The organism is Variovorax sp. (assembly GCF_035634955.1).
Taxonomy (GTDB): domain Bacteria; phylum Pseudomonadota; class Gammaproteobacteria; order Burkholderiales; family Burkholderiaceae_C; genus Variovorax.
In genome coordinates this window covers 85436-102468 of the sequence record NZ_DASQBZ010000016.1, presented here as the reverse complement: position 1 = coordinate 102468, position 17033 = coordinate 85436, and the positions used below count along the sequence as shown (strand labels likewise).

The window sequence follows — 17033 nt, the reverse complement described above, 5'->3', positions numbered from 1 at the left end:
AGCCGTTGCGCGCGTTGCGCTGCGCGCGCCCGTTCGAGCGGCCGGGCGGGGGCTCATCGCAGCGCCATCAGGTAGGCCGCCATGTCGCGCGCGTCGGCATCGGACACGCCGAGCGCCGGCATTGCGGTACCGGGCACGAGTGACTGCGGCGCGACGATCCATGCCGCCAGGCGGTCGGGCGTGTTGGCCAGGCGACCGGCGATGTAGCTGCGCCGGCCGAAGGCATCGAGCGTGCCGGCCGAGTCGCCGCGCGCACCCGCGACCCCGGGAATCGCGTGGCAGCTTCCGCACTGGTATTGCGCCAGCAGCGTGCGTCCGCGCTGGACCGCGGCCCGATCGGGCTCGTTCGCACCCTGCCCGGCCGCCGGCGCCGTGCTGCCCAGCAGCCACGCGCCGGCCAGCGCCAGCATGCCGGCGCGGCATGACGTTGGCGAAGATGCAGGCAGTGGCCTCCTCATGCCAGCCATTGTCGGAAGTGCCCCGTCGACTTTGGCCGACAGGATGGCCCGCGGGCACGTAGGACAATTTCTCGCAATGGGAACGCTGCGAACGGTGTGCCTCACGCTGGCCGGTACCGCGCTGGCCGGCGGCCTGGGCGCCGCGGCGCTCGTGTGGGGCGGCTTCTACAACGTGGCGGCGACGCAGGAGCACTGGCAGTCGGTGTACGCCGTGCTCGAGACGGCAATGCACCGTTCGGTGCGCTGGCGCGCGCGCGACGTGGAGGTGCCGCCGCTGAACGACGCGGACCTCATCGCGCATGGAGCGCGCTGCTACCAGGCCAAGTGCGTGCAGTGCCACGGCGGCCCCGGCGTTGCGCAGGGAGACATCGGCAGGAGCATGCAGCCGCTGCCGGGCCCGCTGGTCGACGCGGCGCAGCGCTGGCAGCCGCGCGAGGTGTACTGGATCACGCGCCACGGCATCCGCATGAGCGGGATGCCGGCGTGGCAGCACCGCATGACGGATGCGGACCTGTGGGCCGTGGTGGCCTTCGTCGATCATCTGCCGCAGCTCTCTCCCGCGGACTATGCGGCGATGGCGGGCACCGAATGGAAGGTGTCGTCCTCGGCAGGCGGCCCGGCCGGCGGCACGCCGGCGGCATGCGGCCCCGACATGCGTCCTGCGGCCGGGCCAGCCGACGTGCGGCGCGGCCAGGCCGCGCTGGCGCAGTACGCCTGCAGCGCCTGCCACGCCATTCCGGGGGTGGCCGGCTCGTCGCCGCAGGTCGGCCCCGGCCTGGCCACCATCGGACGGCGCACCCGCATTGCCGGCGTGCTCGACAATACGCCCGACAATATGGCCCTGTGGCTGATGCACACGCAGCGCGTCAAGCCCGGCACCGCGATGCCCGAGATGGGGGTCACGCCGCAGGACGCGCGCGACATCGCCGCCTACCTCCAGACCCTTCGCTAGGGGCCGGGCCGCGAGCCTCGCGCCCCCGCGACACATCAAACATCCGAACACACCGGAGAAAGCAATCCATGGCAGAGAAAGAAGCAACCTCCCAACCGCGCGTCGGCGTGGCCGGACTGGGCGTGATGGGCAGCGCCATCGCCCGGCGCCTGCTCGACTGCGGCAAGGCAGTGACCGTCACCAGCCGGCGCCCCGAGGCCGCGGCCGACCTGCTGGCCGCGGGCGCGCTGTGGGCCGAGTCGCCCGCCGCCCTGGCCGCCGCGTGCGACGTCATCATCGTGAGCGCCAACAACGACGCGCAGGTCGAGGACATCGCCTTTGGTGCCAACGGCATTGCCGGCGGCGGGGCCGCCACCCGCCTGACCCTCGTCGACATGTCCACCATCTCGGCGCAACAGACCGCCCGCCTGGCGGCACGCGCCGCCGGGATGAACATGGGATGGGTCGACGCGCCGCTCTCCGGCGGCGCGCCGGCGGCGCTGCAAGGCCGCATGACGCTGTTCCTCGGCGGCGAAGCGTCCGACGTGGCGACCGCCCGCACCGTGCTGTCCGACCTGTCGAACCGCATGACGCACCTGGGGCCGGCCGGCTCCGGACAAGCGGTGAAAGTGATCAACCAGGTGCTGGTGGGCATCGGCATTTTCGCGCTGTCGGAATCGGCGTCGCTGGCCAATGCCTCGGGCCTCGATCCGAAGCTGGTGGTGCAGGCGCTCACCGGCGGACGCGCGGATTCGGTGATCTTCCAGGAGTTCTTCGCCAAGTTCGCCGACCGCGACTACACGCCGACCGGCCGCATCGGCAACATGCTCAAGGACATGCAGAACGCGCAGGACCTGGGGCGCGGCGCCAACCTGGCGCTGCCGTTCATCAGCCTGAGCCTGGACCTGAACCGCTGGCTCGTCGCGCAGGGGCTGGGCGATGCCGACATCGCCGCCACCATGGAGTTCTACGGCAAGGGCAAGGGCGCCGCTCAGGGCGCCTGAGGCCCGGCCTCGCGCGGCGCACGCCACGGCGCCATGGCCAGCGCCCGCGCCAGCCGCCACGAGATCCAGAGGAACAGCAGCGGCAGCAGCACGGTCTGCAGCACGAAGATGGCGATCAGCCGCACGATGCGGTCGCTCCACTGGCCGGCCTGCTCCAGCAGCCGCTTGTAGCCGGCCTGGATCTCGTCGAACTTGCCCTGCAGCGCGCGCAGGCGGTCCATCACGCCGCCGTCGCCGCCGGGCGGCTGCGACAGGTTGCCCGGCACCTGCGCGGCCGAACTCTGCAGCGCGGCATAGGCAGCGTCGTATTCCTGGTGCAGGAAGGCGCGGTAGATCGCCTCGTTGGCCACGGCGCCGGCCGGAACGGCGAAGCGCACCAGCAGCACCAGCAGCAGCAGCGGCTGGATCCATCGGCCCGCGCGCCCGCCGGGCCCGCGCCAGGCCAGCACCAGCCACGCCAGCAGTGCCACGGTGAGGAAGGCCGACACCGCCATGTGGCCGCCGATCTGAAGCACCAGCAACTGCACGCCGAAGGCCACGCTCGCCACGAGCATGACGTCGGCGAACTTGTCGACCAGCTCGTTGATGGGCCGCAGCGCCTGCCCCGGCGCCAGCGTGACGCCGATGCCCAGCGGCTCCAGGCTCAGTTCGGTGCCTTCGGCCACGGAAAGGGCCGCGCCCAGCGCCCGCGCGCCGGCGAAGGTGGTCAGTGCGCGGCCGAGGCCGGCCTGCGTCTCGGCGCGCGCCTCGGTGTCGAGCCAGGGGGTCCAGGCGGCGACCAGGAGCGCGGCGGCCAGCAGCACCAGCGCCGCGCGGCGAAGACCGGATGGGGCTTGCATGCCGCGAGCATAGCGAAACCCGCCGCCCGCGCCACGCGTTCCCGCAGATGCCGGCGCCGGCGCGCTAGAGAATCTGCGCGCGATGCCGCGCCAGCGCCTCGGCCGCCATCGGCGTCAGGCCTTCGCCGCTTTCGTCGACGTGCGCCATGAGCTGCCGGCGCATGCGCGGCTCCCAGAACTTGCGGATGTGCTGCGCCATCTCGTCCAGCGCCGATGCGCGGTCGGGCATGGCCTCGAAGAAGGTGCCGATCTGGTTGGCCATCCGGACCAGGGATTCAGTGTGCATGGGGCATTTCCAGGGAAGGCTCGAGCGTGAGTCGGCCGCTGTCGCAATAGACGACCAGGTCGTGCTGGCGCGCAAAACCCACCAGCGTCATGCGGGCACGCTGGGCCGTGGCGACCGCGAACGAGGTCGGGGCCGACACGGCCGCCAGCAGCGGCACGCCGGCCATGGCGGTCTTCTGGACCATCTCGAAGCTGGCGCGGCTGGTCACCGCGATGAAGCCGCTGGCGGCGTCCACGTCCTGACCGGCCAGCGCGCCGATGAGCTTGTCCAGCGCGTTGTGGCGGCCGACGTCCTCACGCAGCCACATCACCTCGCCCTGGGCCGAGCACCAGGCGGCCGCATGCACCGCGCCGGTGGCCTGCTGCAGCGTCTGCAGGTCGAAGAACTGCGCCATCGCACGGCTGATGGCTTCGCGCGCAAGCGGGCGGCCCTCGCCCAGCACCGGCAGGTCGCGCGCCACGTGCGCCAGGCTTTCGGTGCCGCACAGGCCGCAGCCGGTGCGCCCGGTCATCGACCGGCGCCGCTCCTTGAGCCGGGCGAAGGCGCTCGACGCCACCTGCAGCCGCAGCGTGATGCCCTGCGGCGACGGCTCCTCCTCCACCGCATAGAGCTCGTGCGCGGCGTCGAGGATGCCCTCGCTCAGCGAGAAGCCCAGCGCGAAATCCTCCAGGTCCAGCGGCGTGGCCAACATCACGGCATGCGAGATGCCGTTGTACTCCAGCGCCACCGGCACCTCGTCGGCGACCCAGTCGTGCACGGAGAAGGAGCGGCCGGCACGCACGCCGCGCACCGGCAGCGAGCGCGCGCCCTCGCAGAAGCCGACGGCGTCGGCGATGAGCTTCGAGGCAGCGGATTGCATCGGGGTCCTACTTGGCCGGCACGGCTTCGGCGGCAACGGCGCGTTCGTCCAGCAACTGCTGCTGCACCTTGGTGAAGCGGCTGTACTCGCGCTGCCAGGCCGACGGCTGCATGACCGGCAGTACCTGCACCGCCGTCACCTTGTACTCGGGGCAGTTGGTGGCCCAGTCGGAGTTGTCGGTGGTGATCACGTTGGCGCCCGACTCCGGGAAGTGGAAGGTGGTATAGACCACGCCCGGCTGCATGCGCTCGGACACCAGCGCGCGCAGCACGGTCTCGCCGGCGCGGCTCTGGATGCCGACCCAGTCGCCATCGTCGATGCCGCGCTCTTCCGCGTCCGCGGGATGGATCTCCAGCCGGTCTTCGCTGTGCCACTGGTTGTTGTCCGTGCGCCGGGTCTGGGCGCCCACGTTGTACTGCGACAGGATGCGGCCGGTGGTCAGCAGCAGCGGGAAGCGCTTCGTGACCTTCTCGTCCGTGGCGACGAACTGGGTGATGATGAAGCGCCCCTTGCCGCGCACGAACGCGTCGATGTGCATGGTGGGCGTGCCCTCGGGCGCGCTGTCGTTGCAGGGCCACTGGACGCTGCCGAGTTCGTCCAGCTTGCGGTAGCTGACGCCGGTGAAGGAGGGTGTGAGCATGGCGATCTCGTCCATGATCTGCTCGGGGTTGTCGTAGTGCATCGGGTAGCCCAGCGCCTGCGCCAGCTTCACCGTCACCTCCCAGTCGGCATAGCCGGCCTTGGGCGGCATCACCTTGCGAACGCGCGAGATGCGGCGCTCGGCATTGGTGAAGGTGCCGTCCTTCTCCAGGAAGGACGAGCCGGGCAGGAATACGTGGGCGTACTTGGCGGTCTCGTTGAGGAACAGGTCCTGCACCACCACGCATTCCATCGCCGACAGCGCGGCGGCCACGTGCTGCGTGTTGGGGTCCGACTGGACGATGTCCTCGCCCTCGCAATAGATGCCCTTGAAGCTGCCGCCGAGCGCGGCGTCGAACATGTTGGGAATGCGCAGGCCCGGCTCGGGATTGATCTCGACGTTCCAGGCCGCCTCGAACTGGCCGCGCGTGGTGCTGTCCGAGACGTGGCGGTAGCCGGGCAGCTCGTGCGGGAACGAACCCATGTCGCACGAGCCCTGCACGTTGTTCTGGCCGCGCAGCGGGTTCACGCCCACGCCCTCGCGGCCGACGTTGCCGGTGGCCATCGCCAGGTTGGCGATGCCCATGACGGTGGTCGAGCCCTGGCTGTGCTCGGTCACGCCCAGGCCGTAGTAGATGGCGGCATTGCCGCCGGTGGCGAACAGCCGGGCGGCGGCGCGCATTTCGGCGGCCGGCACGCCGGTCAGTGCCTCGGTGGCCTCCGGCGCGTTCTCGGGGCGGGCGACGAACTCGCGCCACTGCGCGAAGGAAACGGTGTCGCAGCGCTCGGCGACGAACTGCTCGGCCACCAGCCCTTCAGTGACGATGACGTGCGCCAGCGCGTTGACCACCGCCACGTTGGTGCCGGGGCGCATCTGCAGGTGGTGCGCCGCCTTGATGTGCGGCGACTTCACCAGGTCGATGCGGCGCGGGTCGACCACGATCAGCCTGGCGCCCTGGCGCAGGCGCTTCTTCATGCGCGAGGCGAACACCGGGTGGCCATCGGTCGGGTTGGCGCCGATCACCATGATCACGTCTGCCTTTTCCACCGACTTGAAGGTCTGCGTGCCGGCCGACTCGCCGAGCGTCTGCTTCAGCCCGTAGCCGGTGGGCGAATGGCACACGCGGGCGCATGTATCGACGTTGTTGTTGCCGAATGCCGCCCGCACCAGCTTCTGCACGAGGTAGGCCTCTTCGTTGGTGCAGCGCGAAGAGGTGATGCCGCCGACGGAGTCGCGGCCGTACTTGGCCTGAAGGCGCTTGAACTCGCTGGCGGCGTGGTTGAGCGCGGTCTCCCAGCTCACTTCCTGCCACGGGTCGGTGATCTTCGCGCGGATCATCGGCTTGAGGATGCGGTCCTGGTGGGTGGCGTAGCCCCAGGCGAAGCGGCCCTTCACGCAGGAATGGCCGTCGTTGGCCTTGCCGTCCTTCCACGGCGTCATGCGCACCACCTCGTTGCCCTTCATCTCGGCCTTGAAGGCGCAGCCGACGCCGCAGTACGCGCAGGTGGTGATCACGCTGTGCTCGGGCTGTCCCAGCCAGATGACCGACTTCTCCTGCAGCGTGGCGGTCGGGCAGGCCTCGACGCAGGCGCCGCAGCTGACGCATTCCGATTCCATGAAAGGCTGGTCCTGGCCCGGCGAGACGCGCGACTCGAAGCCCCGCCCGCTGATCGTCAGGGCGAAGGTGCCCTGCGTTTCCTCGCAGGCGCGCACGCAGCGGTTGCAGACGATGCACTTGGAAGGGTCGTAGCTGAAGTACGGGTTGGACTCGTCCTTCTCGCTCTTGAGGTGGTTGGCCCCGTCGAAACCGTAGCGCACGTTGCGCAGGCCGGTCACGCCGGCCATGTCCTGCAGCTCGCAGTTGCCGTTGGCCGAGCAGGTCAGGCAGTCCAGCGGGTGGTCGGAGATGTACAACTCCATGACGCCCTTGCGCAGGTCCTGCAACGCCGGCGACTGGGTGCGCACCTTCATGCCGGGCTCGGCCGGCGTCGTGCAGGAGGCCGGATAGCCACGCCGTCCCTCGATCTCCACCAGGCACAGGCGGCACGAGCCGAACGGCTCCAGGCTGTCGGTGGCGCACAGCTTGGGCACCTGGATGCCGGCGTCCACGGCGGCGCGCATCAGCGAGGTGCCGGCCGGCACGGTGACCTCCTGGCCGTCTATCTCGAGCGTGACTTCGCGCGCGGACTCGCGCGCCGGGGTGCCGTAGTCGATTTCCTTGAGGTGATTGAGCATCGCGGTTCCTTTGTTCCTGGCGTGGGCGTGGATCAGGCGGCCTTCTTGTCGGGCACCGACACGCCGAAGTCCTGCGGGAAGTGGTTGAGCGCCGACAGCACGGGGAACGGCGTCATGCCGCCCATGGCGCACAGCGAGCCGTTGACCATCGTGTTGCACAGGTCGCGCAGAAGCGCCACCTGCTGCACCCGGTCGCGGTCGGCGCGGATGCGATCGATCACCTCGACGCCGCGGGTCGAGCCGATGCGGCACGGCGTGCACTTGCCGCAGGATTCGATGGCGCAGAACTCCATCGCGTAGCGCGCCATCTTCGACAGGTCCGCCGTGTCGTCGTGCACCACCAGGCCGCCGTGGCCGACCGTGGCGCCGACCGCGGCAAAGGCCTCGTAGTCCACCGGCAGGTCGAACTGGCTCTCGGGCATGTAGGCGCCGAGGGGGCCGCCGAACTGCACCGCCTTGACCGGGCGGCCGCTTGCCGTGCCGCCGCCAAAGTCCTCCAGCAGCTCGCGCAGTGTGACGCCGAAGGCCTTCTCGACCAGCCCGCCGTAGCGGATGTTGCCGGCCAGCTGCATCGGCAGGGTGCCGCGCGAGCGGCCGACGCCGAAGTCGCGGTAGAAGGCGCTGCCGCGCGCCAGGATGATGGGCACGCTGGCCAGCGTGATCACGTTGTTGATCAGCGTCGGCTTGCCGAACAGGCCCTCGATCGCCGGCAGCGGCGGCTTGGCGCGCACGATGCCGCGCTTGCCCTCGATGCTCTCGAGCAGGGCCGTCTCTTCGCCGCACACGTACGAACCAGCGCCCTTTCGCACTTCCAGGCGGAAGGCGTGGCCGGAATCGAGCACGCTGTCGCCCAGGTAGCCGGCCGCCTCGGCGCGGGCGATGGCGTCCTCCAGCGCGGCGATGGCATGCGGGTATTCCGACCGCACGTAGATGTAGCCGCGCGTGGCGCCCGTGGCGATGCCGGCGATGGTCATGCCCTCGATCAGCACGAAGGGGTCGCCTTCCATGGTCATGCGGTCGGAGAAGGTGCCCGAATCGCCTTCGTCGGCATTGCACACGACGTACTTCTGCGCAGCCGCCGTGCCGGCCACCGTCTTCCACTTGATGCCCGCGGGAAAGGCCGCCCCGCCGCGCCCGCGCAGTCCGGAGTCGAGTACTTCCTGCACCACCTGCTCGGGCGCGAGCCTGAGCGCGCGGCGCAGGCCGGCGAAGCCCTCATGCGTCTCGTAATCCTCGATCGACAGCGGGTCGGTGATGCCCATGCGCGCGAAGACCAGGCGCTCCTGCTTCTTCAGGTACGCAATCTCCTCGGTCGGGCCGAGCGCCAGTCGGTGCGCGCCGCCGAGGTGGAACCCCGCGTCGAACAGCCCCGGCACGTCCTCGGGCGCGACCGGTCCGTAGGCGATGCGCCCGCCGGCCGTCTGCACCTCGACCAGCGGCTCGAGCCAGAACATGCCGCGCGATCCGTTGCGCACGATGCGCATCCGGATGCCGCGCGCGCCGGCCTCCTCGGAAATGCGGCGGGCGACGCGCTCGGCGCCGGCGGCCAGTGCCGCGGAATCGCGGGGAACGTAGACGGTGACGCTCATTGCCCGCTCCGCAGTTCGGCCATCAGCGCGTCGAACCGGCGCGGCGTGACGCGGGCATGGACTTCGCCGTCCACCGTCAGGGCCGGCGAGGATGCGCAAAGGCCCAGGCAGAACACGGGCTCGAGCGTCACCTCGCCGTCGGCGGTGGTGCCGTGGCTGGGGCAGCCCAGGCGAAGTTCGGCATGGGCCATGAGCGCATCGGCGCCCATCGACTGGCAGGCCTCGGCGCGGCAGATCTGCACCACATGCCTGCCAGCCGGCCGGTCGCGGAAGTGGTGGTAGTAGGTGACGACGCCGTGCACCTCGGCACGCGAGAGGTTCAGCGCCTGGGCGATGTCCTGGACGGCCTGGGCCGGCACGTGGCCGATGCGGTCCTGCAGCTCGTGCAGGATGGGCAGCAGCGCGCCGTCATCCGCGGCGCGGCGCGCCAGCACGTCCTGCACCACCCCGGCCATGTCGGGGGTGAAGGCGGGCGGCGCGTCCGCGCGTTGTTCGTGGTGGGCCGGGGCCATGCAAGTCTCCTTTTGTCTGGTGCGCACCCGTGGGGAGGGGTGTGCGCCGGAGTCTGCGCAAGGCGTGGCGGCCGGTCCAATTTATTCGGGGAATGGGTCGATGCGCTTCGCAAATGATGCGGTGCGCACCGCGCCGTCAGCCCATGTCGCCGAGGGCGCCGGCGTGCCCGGCCACCTCGCGCAGCCAGGCCGGGTCTTCGGCAAAGGCCAGCGCCGCCTCCAGGGTGCGCGAGGGGCGGTTGGTGTCGTGCACCATGAAGGCGATGCGGATCGCCACGCCGGGCTCGACCAGCGGCAGCGCCTCGATGTCGTTGTAGCCCTGCACGTCGTCGACCAGGGCGCCGGGCATGATGCTGCACACGTTGCCGGCCCGCACGCTCAAGGCCAGCGTCAGGATGGAGTTGGTCTCGATCGCCGGCTGCGGCTGCACGCCCGCCTCGGCAAAGGCGCGATCGATGATGGTGCGGTTGTGCATCTCCTGGCTGAGCAGGCACAGCGGCAGCCGGCCGGCGTCGGCCCAACGCATGGAAGGGCCGATGCGCAGGCCGTGGTGCTCGGCGGGCGGGGCCTTGCGCAGCAGGAAGTAGTGCTCGGTGTACTGCGGAATCACGCGCACGGCCGACTGGCTCTTGTCCATGCGCTCGGTGTAGCCCAGGCCCATGTCGAGCGACAGGCTCTCCAGGCCGGTCTCGACCTCCACCGAGCTCATCGAGCGCAGCGCCGGCGTGATGCCCGGATGACGCTGCTGGAGCAGGGCCACGAAGCGAGACGCGATCGGCATGGCCGTCGGCACGGCGCCGATGAGCAGGTTGCCGCGAGGTGCCTCGTGGCTGCTGTGCAGGTCCTGCTGCAGGAGTTCGTACTCGCGCAGGATCTTGCGGCCGCTGGCCAGGATGCGCTCGCCCTCGACGGTGAAGCCGGCGAAATTGCGCCCGCGCTTGACGATCGTGGTGCCGAAGCTGACCTCGAGCGCGCGGATGGCATTGGACAGCGCCGGCTGCGTGACGCTGCAGGCGAGCGCGGCGCGGCCGAAGTGGCGATGGTCGTCCAGCGCGACCAGGTACTTGAGCGATACGAAAAGATTCATCGTGATGCGGCCTTGGAACGGCCGGGCCGGCCGTGGTTCAGGTCGCTGCAGGGTTGTCGTTGTTGTGGCGTTCCTTGGCCAGCAGGCGCCCGATCATCGAGCGCGGCGGCGCCGGTGCCGGCGCAGCCTGGGCGGCGCCAGCCTGCCGCCGCTCGGCGTAGGCCAGCCGCTCCTGCGCCAGCACTTCGGCCAGCAGTTGCGCATTGTCGGTGTTGTAGTGCCAGGCGGCGCTGACGACGAAGTGCGCGGCATGCCGCGGGTGCGGCCTGGGCGTCATCCGGATCTCGCTCGCGCCCACGCTTTGCAGCATCTGCGTGCGTGCCTCGGCCAGGCGGGCGGCCGCGCCCGCGGTGGCCTGCAGCGCATCGATGTCGGCACTGAGGGAAATGCCGAAAGTGCTGATCGAGGGAAAGCGATAGACGAAGAAGCTCAGTATTTCCACCACGACCAGGCGCGCCGTGCGCCAGGTGCCCATGCGCGAGAGGTCGGTGGTGCGGAAGTCGTCCAGCAGCAGTTCGCCGCCGGGGCTCAGGCTGACCGAGTTCAGGCGGCCCAGGTGCAGGTCCCCGTCGAGGACGTCGAGCGGCTGGCCCAGGACATAGGGGCCGGCATCGGGACCGGTGATGCGAAGGCCGGAGAAGGTCATGCAGCGGCTCGTCTGTGTCGACAAAGTCTAAGGGGACCGGCTCCGGACGGGGGATGAACCGTGCAGGCGCGGTTCAATCACCAAAAAGGTCACTGTTGTCCCGTTGCGGGGGCGCCACGCCCAGGTGGCGGTAGGCGGCCAGGGTGGCGATGCGTCCGCGCGGCGTGCGCTGGAGGTACCCCTGCTGGATCAGGTAGGGCTCGATCACGTCCTCGATGGTGCCCGACTCCTCGCCGATGCTCGCGCCGATGTTGTCCAGGCCGACCGGGCCCCCGTCGAAGCGGTGGATCACGGCCTCGAGCAGCTTGCGGTCCATGAGGTCGAAGCCCTGCGGGTCGACGTCGAGCATGGCCAGCGCCTTGTGCGCAATGGCCTCGGTGATGCGGCCGGCGCCCTTGACCTCGGCATAGTCGCGCACCCGGCGCAACAGCCGGTTGGCGATGCGTGGCGTGCCGCGCGAGCGCCGCGCGATCTCGAAGGCGCCCTCCGGATCGGCCGGCACGTTGAGCAGGCCGGCGCTGCGGGTGACGATACGGGCCAGTTCCTCGGCCGTGTAGAACTCCAGCCGTGCCACGATGCCGAAGCGGTCGCGCAGCGGGTTGGTCAGCATGCCGGCGCGGGTGGTGGCGCCGACCAGGGTGAACGGCTGCAGGTCGAGCTTGATGCTGCGCGCCGCCGGGCCCTCGCCGATCATGATGTCGATCTGGTAGTCCTCCAGCGCCGGGTAGAGGATCTCCTCGACCACCGGCGACAGGCGGTGGATCTCGTCGATGAAGAGCACGTCGTTCTTCTCGAGGTTGGTCAGCAGCGCCGCCAGGTCCTTGGGCTTTTCCAGCACCGGGCCGCTGGTCTGGCGCAGGTTCACGCCGAGCTCGGCCGCCACGATGTGCGACAGCGTGGTCTTGCCCAGTCCGGGCGGCCCGAACAGCAGGACATGGTCGAGGGCCTCGCCGCGCTTTCGCGCCGCGCCGATGAAGATCTCGAGCTGTTCGCGTACCTTGGCCTGGCCGACGTACTCGTCCAGCAGCTTCGGCCGAAGCGCGCGCTCGATCACCTCCTCGTTGGGCGAGGCCGGCGCGGCGGAAACCACCCGTGGCGCGGGGGCGAAATCGTCAGTCTGGATGCTCATGGATGGTTACTTGGCCAGCGCCTTGAGCGCCAGCTTGATGCCCTCGCTCACCGCCACGTCCTTGGGCAGGGCCTTGAGGGCGGCGGCGGCTTCCTTGTCGCTGTAGCCCAGGGCCAGCAGCGCCTGCAGGATATCCGCCTGGTCGTCGCTGGCGGCGTGGGCGGGCAGGCCGATGTCGGCACCGAGCTTGCCCTTGAGCTCCAGCAGCAGCCGCTCGGCGGTCTTCTTGCCGATGCCCGGGATCTTGACCAGGCGCCCAGCCTCCTGCGCGGTAATGGCCTGCGCCAGCTCGCCCACGCTCATGCCCGAGAGCACCCCCAGCGCGGTGCGCGGCCCGACCCCCGCGATCTTGATCAACTGGCGGAACGCCGCCCGCTCCTGCGCCGTGCCGAAGCCGAACAGCACCTGTGCGTCCTCGCGCACGATGAAGTGCGTCAGCAGCGAAACCCGCTCGCCGGCGGGCGGCAGGTTGTAGAAGGTGCTCATGGGCACATCGACCTCGTAGCCGACGCCGTTGCAGTCCACCACCACCTGCGGCGGATTGCGTTCGGCCAGCAGGCCGGTCAGTTTGCCTATCATTGGCTCCCCCCCAGCCTCGCCCACCGCATGTGGTTCGGGCACCCCCTCGAGGGGGCGACGCCTGCGGCCCGGCGCAGCCGGTTCCGCGGTGTTTCCCCACCTGGGGTGCTTCGGTTCTGGCGTCGCTGGGTTTGCATTGGGGGCCGACTGATGAAATGGATAACCGCGTGATTTTGCGTCACACCTTCTCCCCGCCCAACAACACCCGCCTGGGACACCTGTGCGGACCGCTGGACGCGCACCTGCGCCGCATCGAGGAAGCCCTGGGCGTCAAGATCGCGCACCGCCACGAGCAGTTCAAGGTCGATGGCCCCAAGCCGAAGGCCGAGCGCGCCATCGAGGTGCTGCAGGCGCTGTACGAACTGGCCAAGCGACCCATCGACGCGGCCGTCGTGCAGCTGACCCTGGCCGGCGACGCTTCGCTGGACGAGGCCGAGGACGGCGCCGTCACCCTGGCCACGCGACGCGCCGACCTGCGCGCGCGCACCCCCAACCAGGGCGTGTACCTGGACAACATCGCCAACCACGACATCACCTTCGGCATCGGCCCGGCCGGCACCGGCAAGACCTACCTGGCCGTGGCCAGCGCGGTCGACGCCCTGGAGCGCAGCAGCGTCCAGCGCATCGTGCTGACCCGCCCGGCGGTCGAGGCCGGCGAGCGCCTGGGCTTCCTGCCGGGCGACCTGTCGCAGAAGGTCGACCCCTACCTGCGTCCGCTCTACGATGCCCTGTACGACCTGATGGGGTTCGACCGCGTCACCAAGGCATTCGAGCGCAACACGCTCGAGATCGCCCCGCTGGCCTTCATGCGCGGGCGCACGCTCAACAACGCCTTCGTGATCCTGGACGAGGCGCAGAACACCACGCCCGAGCAGATGAAGATGTTCCTCACCCGCATCGGCTTCGGCGCCAAGGCGGTGGTGACCGGCGACGTCAGCCAGATCGACCTGCCCAAGGGCCAGCTGAGCGGCCTGATCGACGCCGAGCGGGTGCTGCGCCGGGTCAACGGCATTGCCATCACCCGTTTCGACAGTTCCGACGTGGTGCGCCACCCCCTGGTGGCGCGCATCGTCGATGCCTATGACGGCGCGCGCAAGCGCGAGGCCCGGGGCGCCGCTTGAGCACGACACGCCGCATGCCGATGCCCGCCCTGTCCCTGTCGCTGCAGTTCGGGCGGATCGAGCAGCTGGCGCGCCACCGCGCCGCCCTGCCGCGCCACCGCGTGGCGCGCAGCATTCGCCATGCGCTGGCGCACGACGCCGAGATCACCGTGCGCATCGTCGACGCGGCCGAAGGCCAGCAGCTCAACCGCGAGTTCCGCGGCAAGGACTACGCCACCAACGTGCTGACGTTCGACTATGCCCAGGCGCCCCTCGTGATGGCCGACCTGGTGCTGTGCGCGCCGGTGGTGGCGCGCGAGGCGCGCGAGCTGGGCAAGACGCTGGCCGCCCACTACACCCACCTGCTGGTGCACGGCACGCTGCACGCCCAGGGCTGGGACCACGAAACCGGCGAAGCGGACGCGCAGGCCATGGAGGCGCGCGAGATCGAGATCCTGGCCGGCCTGGGCGTGCGCAATCCGTATGCCTGACCGGCACCGCCGTCTTCAGCGCATGTCGATCGGAATGGTCACCGGCCCGTCGTTGACCAGGTGCACCTGCATGTCCGCGGCGAACACGCCGGTGGCCACCACCGGGTGCGCGGCCCGCGCACGTGCCACGAAGTAGTCGTACAGGCGGCGGCCGTCCTCCGGGCCCGCCGCGCCGGTGAAGCTCGGGCGGTTGCCGCCGCCCACATCGGCCGCGAGCGTGAACTGGCTGACCAGCAGCAGGCCGCCGCCCACGTCCTGGACGCTGCGGTTCATCTTGCCGGCCTCGTCCGAAAAGATGCGCAGCTTGAGCACCTTGGCCAGCAGCCGATCGGCCTGTGCCTCGGTGTCGCCGCGCTCGGCGCACACCAGCACCAGCAGGCCGGGGCCGATGGCGCCCACCACCTCCTGCGCGATTTCCACGCGCGCCTCGCGCACGCGCTGCAGCACGGCTTTCATGGCTGCTCCTCCTGCAGGCCCACGCGCGGCTCGACGTCCAGCGGCAGCAACTGGATGCTCACGCGCAGGCCGGGCACCGCCGCCACCAGCGCGCTTTCCACGTCGTCGCGCACGACGGCCGAGCGCTGCAGCGTCCAGTCGCCGGGTACGTGCATGTGCAGGTCGGCAAAGCGGCGGCGACCGGCGCTGCGGGTGACGATGTCGTCGAAGCGCAGCTTCGCGCCGTCGGGGGCCTCGGCCTGGAAGCGCGCCAGGGCCGCCTGCAACGCCGCCTGCGCGCTGGGGTCGATGGCCGCGTCCATGAGCCCCTGGGACGAGCGCCAGACCAGCCTTGCGCCCTCTCGCAGGATGTTCAGTCCGACCGCGGCCGCGATCAGCGCATCCAGCCACAGCCAGCCCGTCAGGGCGACCGCACCCACGCCGACCACCACCCCCGCGGTGGTCCACACATCGGCCATCAGGTGGCGCGCGTCGGCCTCCAGCGCGATCGATGCATGCGCACGCGAGGCACGCAGCAGCAGCCAGGCCAGGCCACCGTTGAGAACCGAGCTGAGCACGGCCAGCAGCGTGCCCCAGCCCAGTTGCGCCAGCGGCTCGGGCCGCACCAGGCGCAGCAAGGCGAACACGACGATGGCGCAGCCGGCGCCGATGATCAGGATGCCCTCGAACCCGGACGAGAAATATTCCGCCTTGTGGTGGCCGTAAGGATGCCCCGCGTCCGCAGGACGCGCCGCGATCGTGACCATGGCGAGCGCAAAACTCGCGCTCGCCAGATTCACAAAAGATTCCATCGCATCCGATATCAGGCCCATCGAATTGGTTACATATCCGGCAAAGCTTTTTAGAACGATGGTTAAAACGGCGATAGCAATGGAAAGCCGCAACAACGTCGTCGGGCTCGATATCCTGGATGCGGGCGAATCGAATTCGGTGGACACGATGAGGAATTCACCAATACTGGGTTAAAGGACTATTGTCACCACGATGAAACGCTGCACACTGTTGCTTTACTGTTTAGCATCTCGCCGTCTGAATCGAAATAGTCAAGGAGGGCGATAATGAAAAGAATGTTAATTGCATTTGTGGCGGCCGGCGGTCTCTGTGGCCACGTCCTGGCGCAAAACATTGCCGCAATGCCCGCGCCGTCCACGGTTGCAGCCGGCGCGCCCAAGGCCTCGCCCGGCGAGGAACGGGCCGGATTCGTCAAGTCGGTGGAGGGCACGGTACGCATCATCGGCAGCGCAAACAGGTCGCGAACGGCCGAGCCGGGCGATGCACTCGCGCCCAGCGACCGGCTGGAGACCGGCGAGAAAGGGGGCGCCAGCGTAGTCCTGCGCGACGGCACCTTGATGATGGTGGGACCGTCGTCGCAACTTGATTTGAAGCAGTTCAGCTTCGACTCCACGACGCACGAAGGCAATATCTTCGTTGAATTGCTACGCGGTTCCCTCCGCATGGTGACCGGGCTGATCGGCAAGAAGAATCCCGAGGCCGTTCGCGTGGACACGCAAACCGCCACCATCGGGATTCGCGGCACCGATTTCATCGTGACCGCCGATCCCGCGCCATGAACGGCCGCGACGGACTGAACCGGATCGTCGGCGTCTGCGCGCTGCTCCTCGCCGCCGGATGCAGCACGCCAGGCACGCGCGTGATCCTGCTGCCGCAGGAGGACGGCTCGGACTCGGCCGTGGTCGTGCACGCCAAGGGCGGTGACCAGCTGGTGTCGAAGCCCTTTCAGCGCGCGAGCGTGGGCGAACGTTCTGACAAGGCGCCGACGCTGGACCAGGTCGACCCCGAAAAGGTGCACCGCGACAACAAGGCGCTTTTCGATCTCGTGCCGCCCAAGCCACAGACCTTCATTCTCTATTTCAAGGTCGGGGGAACGGTGCTCACCGCGGACTCCCGCCGGGAACTCGACACCGTGGTTGCGGCGGCGCTGGCCCGATCCGGCGCAGACATCACCGTGACCGGCCACACGGACACGCCCGGCTCGACCGCGCTCAACGACGAGCTGTCGATGGCCCGCGCCACCGAGATCAAGGCACTGCTGGTCTCGCGCGGGTTCCCGGCCAACCGCATCGAGGCCATCGGCCGGGGTGAACGCGACCTGCGGGTGCCGACGGGCGGCAACGTCTACAGGCAGGACAACCGCCGGGTCGTGGTGGTCGTGCGCTGAGGCCGCCGGCGGC

At 69.8% G+C, this 17033-nt stretch carries 19 protein-coding genes; 6 read left to right on the top strand and 13 right to left on the bottom strand.

Annotated elements, in window-relative coordinates; translation table 11 throughout:
* Positions 1-53 precede the first annotated feature (53 nt).
* The gene (locus tag VES41_RS08020) at positions 54-410 is read right to left on the bottom strand and encodes a c-type cytochrome (protein WP_324815270.1); all 357 of its coding nucleotides are present in this window, start codon (positions 408-410) and stop codon (positions 54-56) included.
* Between the two features lie 124 nt (positions 411-534).
* On the opposite strand from VES41_RS08020, the gene VES41_RS08015 reads away from it, so the two are divergent.
* On the top strand, positions 535-1410 hold the full coding sequence (locus VES41_RS08015; protein ID WP_324815267.1) for a c-type cytochrome: 876 nt from the start codon (positions 535-537) through the stop codon (positions 1408-1410).
* Positions 1302-2393, top strand: a complete 1092-nt coding sequence (locus VES41_RS08010) for an NAD(P)-dependent oxidoreductase (protein WP_324815265.1) — start codon at positions 1302-1304, stop codon at positions 2391-2393. The genes VES41_RS08015 and VES41_RS08010 overlap by 109 nt, the downstream gene beginning before the upstream one ends.
* Here the strand turns inward: VES41_RS08010 and VES41_RS08005 are convergent.
* The 10 genes from VES41_RS08005 to ruvA form a co-directional block, all read right to left on the bottom strand.
* Entirely contained in the window at positions 2381-3232 is an 852-nt protein-coding gene (locus tag VES41_RS08005) for a hypothetical protein (RefSeq protein ID WP_324815262.1), read from the bottom strand. The two genes, VES41_RS08010 and VES41_RS08005, sit on opposite strands and share 13 nt — an antisense overlap.
* A 64-nt stretch (positions 3233-3296) precedes the next feature.
* Positions 3297-3518 (bottom strand): formate dehydrogenase subunit delta, encoded by a 222-nt coding sequence (locus VES41_RS08000; protein WP_324815260.1) that lies wholly within the window; start codon positions 3516-3518, stop codon positions 3297-3299.
* Positions 3508-4377, bottom strand: a complete 870-nt coding sequence (gene fdhD / locus VES41_RS07995; RefSeq protein WP_324815258.1) for a formate dehydrogenase accessory sulfurtransferase FdhD — start codon at positions 4375-4377, stop codon at positions 3508-3510. The genes VES41_RS08000 and fdhD overlap by 11 nt, the downstream gene beginning before the upstream one ends.
* A 7-nt stretch (positions 4378-4384) precedes the next feature.
* On the bottom strand, positions 4385-7252 hold the full coding sequence (gene fdhF, locus VES41_RS07990; RefSeq protein WP_324815256.1) for a formate dehydrogenase subunit alpha: 2868 nt from the start codon (positions 7250-7252) through the stop codon (positions 4385-4387).
* A gap of 32 nt (positions 7253-7284) precedes the next feature.
* Positions 7285-8841 carry a formate dehydrogenase beta subunit gene (locus VES41_RS07985; RefSeq protein WP_324815254.1) on the bottom strand — a complete coding sequence of 519 codons (1557 nt, stop codon included), beginning with the start codon at positions 8839-8841 and terminating at the stop codon, positions 7285-7287.
* A complete protein-coding gene (locus tag VES41_RS07980) occupies positions 8838-9296 on the bottom strand; it encodes a formate dehydrogenase subunit gamma (RefSeq protein ID WP_324815758.1) in 459 nt (152 codons plus the stop codon). Before VES41_RS07980 ends, VES41_RS07985 begins: the two co-directional genes overlap by 4 nt.
* A 193-nt stretch (positions 9297-9489) precedes the next feature.
* Positions 9490-10440: a LysR substrate-binding domain-containing protein gene (locus VES41_RS07975; protein ID WP_324815251.1), complete on the bottom strand. Its 951-nt coding sequence runs from the start codon at positions 10438-10440 to the stop codon at positions 9490-9492.
* A 37-nt stretch (positions 10441-10477) separates the two neighbouring features.
* On the bottom strand, positions 10478-11086 hold the full coding sequence (locus tag VES41_RS07970; RefSeq protein ID WP_324815248.1) for a hypothetical protein: 609 nt from the start codon (positions 11084-11086) through the stop codon (positions 10478-10480).
* A gap of 73 nt (positions 11087-11159) precedes the next feature.
* Complete coding sequence (gene ruvB / locus VES41_RS07965) at positions 11160-12215, bottom strand: Holliday junction branch migration DNA helicase RuvB (RefSeq protein WP_324815245.1); 1056 nt, start codon at positions 12213-12215, stop codon at positions 11160-11162.
* A 6-nt stretch (positions 12216-12221) separates the two neighbouring features.
* The gene (ruvA, locus tag VES41_RS07960) at positions 12222-12794 is read right to left on the bottom strand and encodes a Holliday junction branch migration protein RuvA (RefSeq protein WP_324815242.1); all 573 of its coding nucleotides are present in this window, start codon (positions 12792-12794) and stop codon (positions 12222-12224) included.
* Between the two features lie 167 nt (positions 12795-12961).
* Between ruvA and VES41_RS07955 the strand changes: the two genes are divergently transcribed.
* On the top strand, positions 12962-13915 hold the full coding sequence (locus VES41_RS07955; protein ID WP_324815240.1) for a PhoH family protein: 954 nt from the start codon (positions 12962-12964) through the stop codon (positions 13913-13915).
* 14 nt (positions 13916-13929) lie between these two features.
* On the top strand, positions 13930-14385 hold the full coding sequence (gene ybeY / locus VES41_RS07950; RefSeq protein ID WP_324815238.1) for an rRNA maturation RNase YbeY: 456 nt from the start codon (positions 13930-13932) through the stop codon (positions 14383-14385).
* 15 nt (positions 14386-14400) lie between these two features.
* Here ybeY and dtd read toward each other — a convergent pair whose 3' ends face one another.
* Both dtd and VES41_RS07940 read right to left on the bottom strand, forming a co-directional pair.
* Complete coding sequence (gene dtd / locus VES41_RS07945; RefSeq protein ID WP_324815236.1) at positions 14401-14841, bottom strand: D-aminoacyl-tRNA deacylase; 441 nt, start codon at positions 14839-14841, stop codon at positions 14401-14403.
* Positions 14838-15746, bottom strand: coding sequence for a cation diffusion facilitator family transporter (locus VES41_RS07940; protein ID WP_324815756.1), 909 nt, complete (start codon positions 15744-15746; stop codon positions 14838-14840). Before VES41_RS07940 ends, dtd begins: the two co-directional genes overlap by 4 nt.
* Before the next feature lie 153 nt (positions 15747-15899).
* On the opposite strand from VES41_RS07940, the gene VES41_RS07935 reads away from it, so the two are divergent.
* Positions 15900-16412, top strand: a complete 513-nt coding sequence (locus tag VES41_RS07935) for a FecR family protein (protein ID WP_324815234.1) — start codon at positions 15900-15902, stop codon at positions 16410-16412.
* Positions 16409-17020, top strand: a complete 612-nt coding sequence (locus VES41_RS07930) for an OmpA family protein (RefSeq protein WP_324815233.1) — start codon at positions 16409-16411, stop codon at positions 17018-17020. Before VES41_RS07935 ends, VES41_RS07930 begins: the two co-directional genes overlap by 4 nt.
* The last annotated feature ends 13 nt before the right edge of the window (positions 17021-17033 follow it).